The organism is Magnetospirillum sp. 15-1 (assembly GCF_900184795.1).
In the GTDB taxonomy this organism is placed as follows: Bacteria; Pseudomonadota; Alphaproteobacteria; order Rhodospirillales; family Magnetospirillaceae; genus Phaeospirillum.
This window is the reverse complement of record NZ_FXXN01000022.1, coordinates 272,605-286,022: the sequence shown is the minus strand read 5'-3', so window position 1 is coordinate 286,022 and position 13,418 is coordinate 272,605. Positions and strand designations below refer to the sequence as shown.

At 67.1% G+C, this 13,418-nt stretch carries 11 protein-coding genes and 2 pseudogenes; 8 read left to right on the top strand and 5 right to left on the bottom strand.

The window, feature by feature from the left end; translation table 11 throughout:
• The first annotated feature begins 47 nt into the window (after window positions 1–47).
• A protein-coding gene (locus CP958_RS09370; RefSeq protein WP_096701682.1) for an IS5 family transposase occupies window positions 48–811 on the top strand; the annotation gives its coding sequence in 2 pieces (ribosomal slippage) (window positions 48–378 and window positions 378–811; 765 coding nt in all).
• Window positions 812–843: 32 nt separating this feature from the next.
• On the opposite strand, the gene CP958_RS26320 is transcribed toward CP958_RS09370, so the two are convergent.
• On the bottom strand, window positions 844–1,056 hold the full coding sequence (locus CP958_RS26320) for a hypothetical protein (RefSeq protein ID WP_170958914.1): 213 nt from the start codon (window positions 1,054–1,056) through the stop codon (window positions 844–846).
• Here CP958_RS26320 and CP958_RS09365 point away from each other — a divergent pair.
• Window positions 957–1,724, top strand: a pseudogene (locus CP958_RS09365) (IS3 family transposase); the annotation flags it as partial. The gene CP958_RS26320 and the pseudogene CP958_RS09365 overlap by 100 nt on opposite strands.
• Window positions 1,725–1,762: 38 nt before the next feature.
• Here the strand turns inward: CP958_RS09365 and CP958_RS09360 are convergent.
• Window positions 1,763–2,310 (bottom strand): annotated as a pseudogene (locus tag CP958_RS09360) (transposase); the annotation flags it as partial.
• A 76-nt stretch (window positions 2,311–2,386) separates the two neighbouring features.
• Window positions 2,387–3,178 (bottom strand): 16S rRNA (uracil(1498)-N(3))-methyltransferase, encoded by a 792-nt coding sequence (locus tag CP958_RS09355; RefSeq protein ID WP_096701681.1) that lies wholly within the window; start codon window positions 3,176–3,178, stop codon window positions 2,387–2,389.
• 101 nt (window positions 3,179–3,279) lie between these two features.
• Between CP958_RS09355 and def the strand changes: the two genes are divergently transcribed.
• From def to truA, 3 genes are read left to right on the top strand one after another with little or no spacing between them, the layout of a single operon-like run.
• A complete protein-coding gene (def, locus tag CP958_RS09350) occupies window positions 3,280–3,792 on the top strand; it encodes a peptide deformylase (protein WP_096701734.1) in 513 nt (170 codons plus the stop codon).
• Complete coding sequence (gene fmt, locus CP958_RS09345; protein ID WP_096701680.1) at window positions 3,789–4,706, top strand: methionyl-tRNA formyltransferase; 918 nt, start codon at window positions 3,789–3,791, stop codon at window positions 4,704–4,706. Before def ends, fmt begins: the two co-directional genes overlap by 4 nt.
• Window positions 4,706–5,449 carry a tRNA pseudouridine(38-40) synthase TruA gene (gene truA / locus CP958_RS09340; RefSeq protein ID WP_096701679.1) on the top strand — a complete coding sequence of 248 codons (744 nt, stop codon included), beginning with the start codon at window positions 4,706–4,708 and terminating at the stop codon, window positions 5,447–5,449. Before fmt ends, truA begins: the two co-directional genes overlap by 1 nt.
• Here truA and CP958_RS09335 read toward each other — a convergent pair.
• Together CP958_RS09335 and CP958_RS09330 are read right to left on the bottom strand one after the other, a co-directional pair.
• Window positions 5,433–6,899 carry a glycosyltransferase family 39 protein gene (locus CP958_RS09335; RefSeq protein ID WP_242442815.1) on the bottom strand — a complete coding sequence of 489 codons (1,467 nt, stop codon included), beginning with the start codon at window positions 6,897–6,899 and terminating at the stop codon, window positions 5,433–5,435. The genes truA and CP958_RS09335 overlap by 17 nt on opposite strands.
• Before the next feature lie 81 nt (window positions 6,900–6,980).
• Complete coding sequence (locus tag CP958_RS09330) at window positions 6,981–10,445, bottom strand: pyruvate carboxylase (protein WP_096701677.1); 3,465 nt, start codon at window positions 10,443–10,445, stop codon at window positions 6,981–6,983.
• Between the two features lie 147 nt (window positions 10,446–10,592).
• Here CP958_RS09330 and CP958_RS09325 point away from each other — a divergent pair, with 147 nt between their 5' ends.
• The 3 genes from CP958_RS09325 to ilvA all read left to right on the top strand — a co-directional run bounded on the left by CP958_RS09325 (window position 10,593) and on the right by ilvA (window position 13,412).
• Window positions 10,593–11,369, top strand: a complete 777-nt coding sequence (locus CP958_RS09325; RefSeq protein WP_096701676.1) for an FCD domain-containing protein — start codon at window positions 10,593–10,595, stop codon at window positions 11,367–11,369.
• A gap of 17 nt (window positions 11,370–11,386) precedes the next feature.
• Window positions 11,387–11,812: a nucleoside deaminase gene (locus tag CP958_RS09320; RefSeq protein ID WP_096701733.1), complete on the top strand. Its 426-nt coding sequence runs from the start codon at window positions 11,387–11,389 to the stop codon at window positions 11,810–11,812.
• Between the two features lie 85 nt (window positions 11,813–11,897).
• Window positions 11,898–13,412, top strand: a complete 1,515-nt coding sequence (gene ilvA, locus CP958_RS09315; RefSeq protein WP_096701675.1) for a threonine ammonia-lyase, biosynthetic — start codon at window positions 11,898–11,900, stop codon at window positions 13,410–13,412.
• Window positions 13,413–13,418 lie beyond the last annotated feature (6 nt).

Below are 13,418 nucleotides of genomic sequence, written 5' to 3'. Positions count from 1 at the left end.
CGTGCCGCGCCGTGATTCAACGATTCCTCCTGGCATGGAGGGCGTTGATGGCGCGGCGACGGTACGAGTTGACGGATCACGAATGGTCGATCATTGAGCCCTTGCTGCCGAACAAGCCCCGAGGCGTGCCCCGTGTTGATGACCATCGGGTCCTGAACGGCATCCTGTGGCGCTTCCGCACGGGTTCGCCTTGGGCCGAGGTTCCCGAGCGCTACGGCCCATCGACCACCTGCTACAACCGGTTCGTCCGTTGGCGCAAGGCGGGCGTCTGGGACCAGCTTCTGGAGGAAATCTCCAAGGCTTACGATGGTGACATCATCATGATCGACTCGACCTGTGTCCGCGTTCACCAGCACGGGGGCACGGGAAAAAAGGGGCTCTCGACAATGGCGGCATGGGACGTTCCCGTGGGGGCCTCACCAGCAAGATCCACGCGCTCGTCGATGCGGAAGGTCGTCCCGTCACCTTGCGTCTGACCGCAGGCCAAGTCCACGACAGCGTCGAGGCAGAGGCATTGCTTGATGGAGCCTTGAGCGATGGCTCCACCCTGCTGGCCGACAAGGGTTATGACAGCAACGCCATCCGAGCCTTGGCCGAGAAGAACAAGACCTGGGCCAACATCCCGGTCAGGTCCAACCGCAAGGACGCCTTCGCCTTTTCCGCCTGGGTCTATCGCCAGCGCAATCTGGTCGAACGCTTCTTCAACAGGATCAAGCAGTTCCGGGGGATCGCCACCCGCTATGACAAAGACCCCCGGAATTTCCTCGCCGCCGTTAAACTCGTCGCCCTGCGCATCTGGTGCGCCGCGTAATGAGTCTACGGCCTAGCAGGCTGTTGAAGAAGTTACTCGCGGGGGGCGGTGAGGACGGCGTCGTCGCCGTTGTCGAAGGACAGTTGGATTTCCAGGGTGCCATCGTCGGCGAGTTCTGCCGATCCCGAGCCGGTGACCTCGTCGCCTTCGTCGGAGTCCGCCCAGCCGGCGGTCCCGGCAAGATACCGAGATTTCCGCCTCGGCCTTGGCGAGCTTTCTATCCAGTGACCGCACCTATGGCGCACGCCGGGTATGGCGCGATGTCTTGGCCGACGGCTTTGCCTGTGGCCTGCATCGGGTCGAGTGGCTGATGCGGCAAAATGCCCTGCGGGCCCGTCCGCGCCGGCGCGGTTTGCCCAAGGATGGCGGCGAGCGCAAGTCCGCGGCCATTGCATGCAATGTGTTGGGTCGGCAATTCAGCGCCGATGCTCCCAATCGCAAATGGGTGGCCGACGTCACCTATATCTGGACGGCAGAGGGCTGGCTGTACGTGGCGGCGGTGATCGACCTGTTCTCGCGCCGCGTCGTGGGCTGGTCCATGAACGCCGCCATGACCTCCCAACTGGTGGTCGATGCTCTGATGATGGCGGTGTGGCGGCGCGGCAGGCCCGACGCAGTGCTTCACCACTCCGATCGCGGCAGCCAGTATACCAGCGACCAGTTCCAGCGCCTGCTGGCCGATCAGGGCATTCAATGCTCCATGAGCCGCGCCGGTAACGTCTGGGACAATGCCGCCATGGAAAGCTTCTTCTCGTCGCTCAAGACCGAACGGACCGCCAGGAAGGTCTACCGCACCCGCGATCACGCCAGGGCCGATGTCTTCGACTACATCGAGCGTTTCTATAACCCCAAACGGCGGCATTCCACCCTGGGATATCTCAGCCCCATGGAGTACGAAATGAAGGTGTCATAAGCTAAACAATCCGTCCACCGAACCGGCAGCAGGCCACCTAGGCGCGAGGATTGGCCGTTGGCCTTGCGGTACAGCTTAGCCTGCGGATCAGTGGTCGAGGCGCGGGCCCGGTTCGAGCGCTTCTCGCCACGAAAATCGCGCTCCGAGTTGCGGCCCGGTCCCGGCGGATCGTTGTCCCCCTCCTTGGGCCTGAGGCTCTTCACCGAGACCCAGGCGTCGACCAGCGTGCCGTCCACCGAGAAATGCTCGTCCGACGGCAGATCGCGGCCCTGCGCCTGCCCCACCACCGCCGCCAGGAACTTGGCCGCCACATCGCCCGCCAACAGCCGCTCGCGGCTTTTTGGTGAACACCGTTACGTCCCACACGGCGGCATCCATCGCCGGGCCGACGAACCTGCGGAACAGCAGGTTGTAGCCCATCTGCTCCATCAACTGGCGCTCGGAGCGGATCGAAGTCCGCAGACAATACCTCCAGAGCCTCGTCGCAGATCGCCCGGATCGGCCGCAGGAAATGATTCCAGAGCACCCCGGCCTCGCAACTCACATACGAGAACAACCCTTCCGTCCGATCATCGCCACCACGCATCGCGCGCCCCCTGAATACCTCAGGGGAATCGAATCACGACCTATCGTCAGAGGGAAGGGTTGTTTCGCAGCCTGTTTTAAGGTGGTTTCATCGAATTGGACGTTTCCGGGGCACGGCTAGGCGGGCTTCGCCAATCGCCCTTCAACGCCTGCACCACCGCCAGGGCGGCGATGGCGGCAGTTTCAGCCCTGAGGATGCGCGGCCCCAGGCCCACGGCGCGGGCGAAGGGCTTGGCGGCGATCAGCCGGCGTTCCTCCGCGTCGAAACCGCCTTCCGGCCCGACCAGCAGGGCGAGGGGGCCGGGCGGCAATCCGTTCAGCACCTCGGCCAGCGGCGGCCCGCCGCCGCCTTCGTCGAGGAACAGCAGCACCCGCTCGGCCGGCCACTCGGCCAGCACCTTGTCCAGGGCGGCGGGCTCGGCCAGTTGGGGCACGGTCAGGCGCTCGCACTGCTCGGCGGCTTCCATCAGATGGGCGCGCAGTCGGTCGGTATTGACCCGCCCGGCATTAGTGCGCCGGGTGAACACCGGCCAGAGGCGCGAGACGCCCAGCTCGGCCGCCTTTTCCACCACCAGATCGGTGCGGTCCTTCTTCAAGGGCGCGGCCAGCAGCCAAAGGTCGGGCTCGGACGCCTGGGGCCGAGTTTGCCGCTCCGGCACCAGGGCCGCCCCGGCCTTGGCCAACGCGGCGATGCGGGCCAGCCACTCGCCGTCGGTTCCGTTGAACAGCAGGACCATTTCACCGATGTCGGCCCGCATCACCGAGGTGAGGTAATGGGTCTGATCGCGGTTCAGCACCACGGCGGTTCCGGCGGCAAGCGGCGCCTCGACGAACAGGCGGAAACGGGGGCGGGGTGCGGTATCGGTCATGGTTTCCTTCTACGCCGGAAGACGCTCGTGGGGAAGCGTGCTTGACCTCGCCCGCGACCGGGCCTATGTCGGACGGGAGAGATATCGTCGAAGGTTTCATCATGGCCTTGCTGCCCATTCTGACCGCGCCCGATCCGGTGCTGAAGTCCAAGTCCAAGCCCGTCGCCGCCGTGGATGATCGCATCCGCGCCCTGCTGGCCGACATGCTGGACACCATGTACCACGCGCCGGGCATCGGGCTGGCCGCTCCCCAGGTCGGCGTGCTGGAGCGGGTGATCGTCATGGATATCGGCCGCAAGGAAGAGGACCGCGACCCCATCAGCATGATCAATCCCGAGATCGTCTGGGCGTCGGACGAGGACAACACCTACGAGGAGGGCTGCCTGTCGGTGCCCGAGCACTACTCCAACGTGGTGCGCCCCAAGGAGATCAAGGTCCGCTATCTCGACGAGAACGGCGCCAAACAGGAAATCCACGCCGATGGCCTGCTGGCCACCGTGGTCCAGCACGAGATGGACCATCTGGACGGCATCTTGTTCATCGACCACCTGTCGTCCTTGAAGCGCAACATGATCCTGCGCAAGCTGCTCAAGGCCCGGAAGGACGCGGAATGAAACTGGTGTTCATGGGGACGCCCGACTTCTCGGTCCCCATCCTGGACTCGCTGGTCGAGGCCGGGCATCAGGTGGTCTGCGTCTACTCCCAGCCGCCGCGGCCCGCCGGGCGCGGCCACAAGGAGCAGCTGACTCCCGTCCATGCGTTCGCCCATCAGCGGGGCATCCCGGTCCGCACCCCGAAAAGCCTGAAATCGCCCGAGGCCCAGGCCGAGTTCGCCGCGCTGGACGCCGACGTGGCGGTGGTCGCCGCCTACGGCCTGATCCTGCCCCAGGCGGTGCTGGACGCGCCGCGCCTCGGCTGCCTCAACGTCCATGCCTCGCTGCTGCCGCGCTGGCGCGGCGCGGCTCCCATCCAGCGGGCCATCCTGGCCGGCGACCCCGAGACGGGCGTCACCATCATGCAGATGGATGCCGGGCTGGATACCGGGGCCATGCTGCTGAAGGAGAGCATCCTGCTGCTGCCCGACGCCACCGCTTCCTGGCTGCACGACATGCTGGCCGCCATGGGGGCGCGCATGATCGTCGAGGCCCTGGGCAAGCTGGAGGACGAAGACCCCCTGCCCGCCACGCCCCAGCCGGCCGAGGGCGTGACCTACGCCCACAAGCTGGCCAAGGAGGAAGGGCTGCTGGACTGGCGCCAGACGGCGGTGGAACTGGACCGCAAGGTGCGCGCGCTCAATCCCTGGCCCGGCGTGTGGTTCGAGATGGCGGGCGAACGCATCAAGGTCATCGAGGCGGCGGTGATGCCCGGTTCCGGCGTGCCGGGAACCGTGCTCGACGATCAGCTCAGTGTGGCCTGCGGCAAGTTCGCCCTGCGGCCGCTCAAGGTCCAGCGGGCCGGCAAGGCGGCCATGACAGCCACGGAAATGCTGCGCGGCCATTCCATTCCCAAGGGCACGGTGCTGGGCTGATGCCCCGCTACCGCCTCCTCGTCGAATACGACGGCTCCCCCTTCATCGGCTGGCAACGCCAGGACAAAGGCCTGTCGGTCCAGGGCGTGCTGGAGACGGCGGCGGAAAAGCTTTGCGGCGGCCCCTGCACCGTCTTCGCGGCGGGACGGACCGATACCGGCGTCCACGCCACCGGTCAGGTGGCCCACGTGGACCTGGCCCGCGATTATCCCGCCGACACGGTGCGCGACGCGCTCAACTACCATATGAAGCCCAGGCCGGTGGCGGTAATCGCCGCCGAAAAGGTGGGCGACGACTTTCACGCCCGCTTCTCGGCCATCGGCCGGGCCTATCTTTACCGCATCGTCAACCGGCGGGCGCCGCTGGCGCTCGACCAGCGCCGAGCCTGGTGGGTGCCGGTGGCGCTCGATGCCGATTCCATGGCCGAGGGCGCCAGGCGCCTGCTCGGCCATCACGACTTCACCACCTTCCGCGCCTCGGAATGCCAGGCGAAAAGCCCCATGAAGACCCTGGACGTGCTGGACGTGACGCGGCTGGGCGAGGAGATTCGCATCGTCGCCGAGGCCCGCTCGTTCCTGCACCATCAGGTGCGCAACATGGTCGGCACCTTGAAGCTGGTGGGCCAAGGCAAGTGGAGCCCCGACGACATGGCCAAGGCGCTGGAGGCCCGCGACCGCACCAAGGGCGGCCCGACCGCGCCGTCGGCCGGGCTTTGCCTCACCGGGGTCAAGTATCCCCTTTAGGGCGGTAGAAGCGGCCCGACAGGCTGACCCGGTCCAGCACGTATTCCTCGCGCAGCACGGTGAACACCTCGTCCTGGAAATCCATCCAGCGGGGCGGCGGCACCAGGGCGCCGGGATTGTCGTCCTCGGCATGCTTGGGCGGATCGATCAGTTCCACCACGGCGATCTCGTGACGGCGCAGCATGCCGGTCAGGGTGTCGGCGGGCAGCCGGCCCATGATCATGGCCTGCAGGGCGTTGATGGGATCATAGAAAGCCGGCTTGCCGGCCCGCAGGCACAACAGATGCGATTGGCACAGCGCCGTGCCCTCGATCCCCTTCAGATAGGCGATGTCATCGTGGAACATGGCCTCGCGGCCGGCCATCTCGCCCAGCATCTCCACCCCGAACCGCCCCAGGGCGGCCGGAGCGTAGAACAGCACGCCGGCATTGACGACCAGCGCCATCACCGGCCGCGCCATGGGGAAGGGAGCCAGGTACAGCACCAGCCCGGCGCCGATGGCCAGGGCGATGTAGGCGTCAAAATAGACGTTGACGTCCACCCCCGCCCCGCCGGAGAACACGGCGCCCAGGGCCAGGGCCACGGCCAGATAGGCCAGGATCAAACCGGCCGGCCGGGTGCGCCGCGCCGCCAGCAGGCCCAGCCCGACCACCGCCAGGGGGGCCTGGAACTGGCTGAGGATTTCGGTGGTGAACAGGAAGGCCCGCGTGATGTCCCAGGTGCGCGACGCCAGCAACTGGGTGAAGAACCCCGGACCGCTCAGCAGCCACAGCAAGCCGCCGCTGACCGCCGCCACGGCGATGCCGGTCGCTACATAAGCCAGCCGGACACGGGCCGGACCGCGCACCAGAACGTCCACCGCCACCAGCAGGGGCAGGCAGATCAGGTTGTGCTTGACCAGCACGCCGGCCGAGAACAGCAGGGCGGCCAGGGCGGCGCGCCGGGCGTCGGCCTCGCCCCTCAGATACACGGCCAGACCGCTCAGCACGAAGGCATGGGCCAGCAATTGCGGATTGTTCTTGCCCACATGATCGGCCAGCAGGCAGCCGAAGAACAGGGCGCAGGTGACGGCGGCGAACCATCCGTCCAGCCGCGACGCCCCCGCCGAGCGGACGACGGAGCGCACCGCCAGGCAGACGACCATCATGGCCGCGAGGGAGACCAGTCGGCCGGCCAGATTGACGTCGCCCACCACCTTGGACAGGGCGCCGACCAGATAGAACGACAGCGGCGGGTAGTTGTTGAAGAAATAGGGTGACCCGGTGTCGTAGAGCGGCAATCCGGCGATGGCGCGCACCTGAAGGAACGCGTTCCAGCCCTCGGTATTGTCGATCTCGAAATCCCAGAAGATGCGGGCCAGCGGATAGGCCAGCAGCACCACCGCCAGCCCCGCCAGGGCGCGAACCGTCAACCGGTAGGACCGCTCCGCGTCCCCGTCCAGATCACTCACCCGCAAATCGCTCCCCCGCTCCCAACGGATTCGCCCTCGGAAGCCGGAGTGCCACATCCGTGGGGACATGGCAAGGTCAAGCTAACCCTCCAGGACCACCAGCAGGTCCTTGGCCTCCACCTGGGTGCCGGGAGTGACCGCCACCGAGGCGATGGTTCCCGCCCGCTCGGCACGCACCGCCGTCTCCATCTTCATGGCCTCGATGGAAACCAGCAGGTCCCCCTTCTCCACCGTCTGCCCGGCATGGATCGCGACGCTGACCACCAGACCCGGCATGGGGGCGCCCACATGGTCGGCATTGCCGGCCTCCGCCTTGGGCCGCGCCACGCGGGCCGGGGCCACCTTGCGGTCGAAGACCTTGACGGTGCGCGGCTGGCCGTTCAACTCGAAGAACACCTTGCGGCTGCCGTCCTCCTCGGGCTCGGCGGTGGCGAGGTAGCGGACGATCAGGCTTTTGCCCTTCTCCAGGTCAATGGCGATCTCCTGGCCGGGCTGCATGCCCCAGAAGAACACTTCGGTGGGCAGGGTCGAAACATCGCCGTACTGCCGCTGATGGGCGGCGAAGTCCGAGAACACCTTGGGATACATCAGGTAGGAGGCCAGTTCCGCCTCGGAGAGCTTGCGGCCGGCCTTCTTCTCCGCCTCGTCCCGCACGGCGACGAGGTCGGCGGGCGGCAGGACGGCGCCGGGACGCACGGTAATGGGCTGGACGCCGCCCAACACCTTCTTTTGCAGCGCGGCGGGGAAGCCGCCCGCCGGCTGGCCCAGGTCGCCCTTGAAGAACGACACCACCGATTCGGGGAAGGCGATTTCCTTGTCGGGGTCCAGAACGTCGTCGGGGGTCAGGTTGCTGGTCACCATCATCAGGGCCATGTCGCCCACCACCTTGCTGGTGGGGGTGACCTTGACCACGTCGCCGAACATGGCATTCACGTCGGCATAGGCCTTGGCCACCCAGTCCCAGTGCTGTTCGACGCCGAGCGAGCGGGCCTGGGCGCGCAGATTGGTGTACTGGCCGCCCGGCATCTCGTGCCCGTAGACCTCGGCCGTCCCCGAGCGGATGTCGGCCTCGAAAGGGGCGTAAAGGGCGCGCACGCCTTCCCAGTAGCGGGACAGGGCGTTGAGCGCCCCCTGGTCGAGGCCGGGGTCGCGCTCGTGCCCGGCCAGTGCCGCGCAGATGGAGCCCAGCGGCGGCTGGCTGGTCAGGCCGCTCATGGAATCCATGGCGGCATCCACCGCATCCACCCCGGCATCCACCGCCGCCAGCACCGAGGCGGCCGACAGGCCCGAGGTGTCGTGGGTGTGGAAGTGGATGGGCAGGCCCACCTCCTGCTTCAGCGCCTTGACCAGGGCGGCGATGGCGCGCGGACGGGCCAGACCGGCCATGTCCTTGATGCCCAGGATGTGGGCGCCGGCCTTTTCCAGGGCCTTGGCCATGCTCACGTAGTATTTGAGGTCGTATTTGGGCCGGGCGGCGTCGAAGATGTCGCCGGTGTAGCAGATGGCCGCCTCGCAGACCTTGCCCGAATCGCGCACCGCGTCGATGGCCACGTGCATGTTGTCGACCCAGTTGAGCGAGTCGAAGACGCGGAACAGGTCGACCCCGTTTTCCGCCGCCTGGGCGACGAAATGCCGGACCACGTTGTCGGGGTAATTGGTGTAGCCCACCGCGTTGGCCGAGCGCAGCAGCATCTGCAGCAGCACATTGGGCATGGCGGCGCGGAAGGCGCGCAGACGCTCCCACGGGTCTTCCTTGAGGAAGCGCATGGCCACGTCGAAGGTGGCGCCGCCCCAGCATTCGGCCGAGAACAGACCGGGCAGCAGGCGGGCATAGGCCGGGGCCGCCGCCAGCAGGTCGTACGAGCGCATGCGGGTGGCGATCAGCGACTGGTGGGCGTCGCGGAAGGTGGTGTCGGTGACCAGAACCCGTTTCTGCTCAAGCATCCACTGGGCCAGTCCCCCGGCCCCCAGCCGGTCCAGCAATTGCCTGGACCCGGAGGGCGGCTCGGTGGCGGAAAAGGGCGGCAGGTCCGGCAGGTGGCCGATGGCCGGGCGCTTCATGCCCGCCACTTCCGGATTGCCGTTGACCATGACGTCGCCCACGAAGGACAGCACCTTGGTGGCGCGGTCGCGGCGGTCCTGACGGGCGAACAGCTCGGGCGTCTCGTCGATGAAACGGGTGGTGTAGGCGCAGCCCACGAACTTGGGATGCTCGATCACCGCTTCCAGGAAGGTCAGGTTGGTGGCGACGCCACGGATGCGGAACTCGCGCAGCGCCCGATCCATGCGGGCGATGGCCTCCTCGGGCGTCGGCGCCCAGGCGGTGACCTTCTCCAGCAGCGAATCGTAATGCCGCGTGATCAGCGCCCCGGAAAAGGCGGTGCCGCCGTCCAGGCGGATACCGAAGCCGTTGGCGCCGCGATAGGCGGTGATGCGGCCGTAATCGGGGATGAAGTTGTTGGCCGGGTCCTCGGTGGTGATGCGGCATTGAATGGCATGGCCGTTGAGCGGGATATCGGCCTGCCTGGGCACGTCGGACCCCGGACCGCCGATGGGCGCCCCGCCGGCGATGCGGATCTGCGCCTTGACGATGTCGATGCCGGTGACCACCTCGGTCACCGTATGCTCCACCTGGACACGCGGGTTGACCTCGATGAAGTAGAAAGACCCCGTCTCCATGTCCATCAGGAACTCGACGGTGCCTGCGTTCTCGTAGGCGGCGGCGCGGGCCAGCCGCACGGCCGTCTCGCACAATTCCAGGCGGCTCCGGCCATCGAGATAAGGGGCGGGGGCGCGTTCCACCACCTTCTGGTTCCGGCGCTGCACCGAGCAGTCGCGCTCGTACAGATGCACCAGATTGCCCTGGGAATCGCCCAGGATCTGCACCTCCACGTGGCGCGCCCGGCGCACCAGCTTTTCCAGGTAGACCTCGTCGTTGCCGAAGGCGGCCTTGGCTTCGCGCCGCGCCACCGCCAGGAGTTCCTCCAGTTCGGTCTCGGCCTCGATCACCCGCATGCCGCGACCGCCGCCGCCCCAGCTGGCCTTCAGCATCAGGGGGTAGCCGACCGCCGCCGCCAGCCGCTTGCTCTCGGCCAGATCGGCGGGCAGCGGCCCCGTGGCCGGCATCACCGGCACCCCGGCCTTTTCCGCCAGGGCGCGCGCCGCCACCTTATTGCCCAGCAGGCGCATGACGTCGGACGAGGGGCCGACGAAGGCCATGCCCGCCGCCCGCACCGCATCGGCGAAATCCGGATTCTCGGACAGGAAGCCGTAGCCGGGATGCACGGCGTCGCAGCCGGCCTCACGACCCACCCGGATCATCTCGTCGATGGACAGATAGGCCTCGATCGGCCCGCTTCCCTTGCCGATCAGATAGCTCTCATCCGCCTTGAAGCGATGCAGGGCGAAGCGATCCTCGGTGGAATACACCGCCACGGTGCCCAGCCCCAGTTCGGTGGCGGCGCGGCAGATGCGGATGGCGATCTCGCCGCGATTGGCGACCAGCAGCTTGCGAAAAGGGGGCTTGCCCGAGGCGGAGGATGTCATGGCTCACCATGTTGATCGTTGATGGGGCGGTGGATAAAACTTTTTACCACTGTTGTAAACAGGAGCTTTGAGCTTACCATCAGACAGAGGCGGCTTTACATGAGCGAAAGGTGCGGGTAGACAAAGCCCGCACAAAGAGGGCAGCACATGACGGAACCGATCAGGCCGGCCAAGCTGGCCGACACCATCGCCGACCACCTGGAGCAGCTTATCCTTGAAGGGAGTTTGCGGCCAGGAGAACGCCTGCTGGCCGAACGCGAGCTGGCCCAGCGCTTCGACGTCTCCCGCCCGTCCCTGCGCGAGGCGCTGGAGAAGCTGGAAAAGCGCGGCCTGCTGAAATCGGGACGCGGCGGCGCCACCTTCGTCGCCCCCATGCTGGGCGAGGGCTTCACCGAGCCGCTGTACACCGCCCTGGCGTCGCGGCCCGAGACCACCTTCGACTATCTGGAATTCCGCCGCTTCGTCGAGGGCTCGGCCGCCTATTTCGCGGCGCTGCGCGGCACCGACGTGGACCGCGACCTGATCCGCGAATGCTTCGAGAAGATGGAAATCGCCCACCAGAAGGACGATTCCAGCGACGAGGCCGAGACCGACGCCGATTTCCATCTGGCGGTCTACGAGGCGTCGCACAATCTGGTGATGCTGCACATCATGCGCTCGCTGTCGGATATGCTGCGCAAGGATGTGTTCTACAACCGCGCCAAGCTCTATCAGCGCCAGGGCGTGCGCGAATTGCTGCTCGAGCAGCACCGCGCCGTCTACCAGACGGTGATGGCCGGCGACCCCGACGCCGCCAAGGCCGCCGCCGAGGCCCATATCGACTTCACCCGCGACGCCCTGATGGAGATCGCCAAGGCCGACGCCCGGCTGGAGGTTTCGTTGCGCCGCATCGCCAAGACCGATCTGGTGGCGGCCAGGCGATAGTGGCCGGCTCCGGCTTCATGGCCCTCGCCCTGGCCGAGGCCGAGGCGGCGAGCGCCCGCGGCGAGGTGCCGGTGGGCGCGGTGATCGTCAGGGACGGCGCCGTCATCGCCACGGCCGGCAACCGGGTGGAGGAACTGGGCGATCCCACGGCCCACGCCGAGATGCTGGCCATCCGTCAGGCGGCGGCGCTCGGCGACAAGCGGCTCGAGGGCTGCGACCTCTACGTCACCCTGGAACCCTGCCCCATGTGCGCGGCGGCCATCTCCCTGGCCCGCATCCGCCGGCTGTATTTCGGCGCCTACGACCCCAAGGGCGGTGGCGTCGAGCACGGCGCCAAGGTCTTCGACCATGCCACCTGCCATCACCGCCCCGAGGTCTATGGCGGGCTGGAGGAAAGCCGCTCGGCGGAGATGCTCAGGGCCTTCTTCGAAAAGCGGCGCTGATAGCGGCGGCGATAGTTCTTTAGCCGCCCAACTGTCCTAGAATGGCGCCCACCGCCCCTCGGGCCGATATCGCGACAGGTGCCATGTGATTGATTATGTTCGCAAGATCCTGAATGCCCGTGTCTATGACGTGGCGCTTCAGACGCCGCTGGACCCCATGGTCCGGCTGGCGCGCCGGCTGGACGGCCCGGTTTTTCTCAAGCGCGAGGATCTGCAGCCGATTTTCTCGTTCAAGATCCGGGGGGCCCATAACCGCATCGCCCAGTTGTCCGACGAGGCGAGGGCCGCCGGCGTGATCTGCGCATCGGCGGGCAACCATGCCCAGGGCGTGGCGCTGTCCGCCAACCGGCTGGGCATCGAGGCCACCATCGTGATGCCGGTAACGACCCCGGCCATCAAGGTCGAGGCCGTGCGGTACTGGGGAGGCAACGCCGTCCTGTACGGCGACACATTCGACGAGGCCCATGCCCATGCCCGGCAGTTGGAGCGGGAACGCGGCCTGATCTTCGTCCACCCCTACGACGATCCCGACGTGATCGCCGGCCAGGGGACCGTCGGCGTCGAGATTCTTCACCAGCACCCCGATCCCATCGAGGCGATCTTCGTGCCGGTGGGCGGCGGCGGCCTGGCGGCCGGCATCGCCTCCTACGTCAAGTTCCTGCGGCCGGAAACCAAGGTGATCGGCGTCGAGCCGACCGATGCCGCCTCGATGAAGGCCGCCCTGGAGGCCGACGAGAGGGTGGTGCTCGATCGGGTCGGCCTGTTCGCCGACGGCGTCGCCGTCCGTCAGGCGGGCGAGGAGACCTTCCGGCTTTGCCGGCAATTGCTCGACGGCGTCATGGTCGCCGACACCGACGCCATCTGCGCCGGGATCAAGGACATCTTCGAGGACGTGCGGGTCCTGGCCGAACCGGCCGGCGCCCTTTCGCTGGCCGGTCTGAAGGCCTATGCCCAGGCCAATCCCCGCCGTTCGGGCTCGCTGATCGCCATCAGCAGCGGCGCCAACATGAATTTCGACCGCCTGCGCCATGTGGCCGAGCGGGCCGAGGTCGGCGAGGCGCGCGAAATCCTGCTGGCGGTCACCATTCCCGAGGTGCCCGGCAGCTACCGGCGCTTCATTCAGGTGCTCGGCAATCGGGCGATCACCGAATTCAACTACCGCTACGCCGGCAGCAGCGACGCCCATGTTTTCGTCGGCCTGAAGCTTGGCGACGCGACGCGCGAGAAGGCGGAACTGGTCGCGCAGCTTGAACGCCTGAGCTACGGCGTGATCGATATCAGCGCCGATGAAACCGCCAAGCTGCATGTCCGCTACATGGTCGGCGGACGCGCCCCCACCCTCGACGACGAAATAATCCTGCGGTGCGAATTTCCGGAACGGCCCGGAGCGCTGCTTGGATTTCTCGACGGCATCGGAACCGACTGGAACATCACCTTGTTCCATTACCGCAATCATGGCGCCGATTACGGGCGCGTCCTGGTGGGTGTCCAGGTTCCCCAGGGCGATCGCGCCAAGTTCGACGCGCGGCTCGTGGCGCTGGGCTACCCGCACGAGGACGAGACGGATAACCCCGCCTACCGGCTGTTCTTGCGCGGATAGGACATC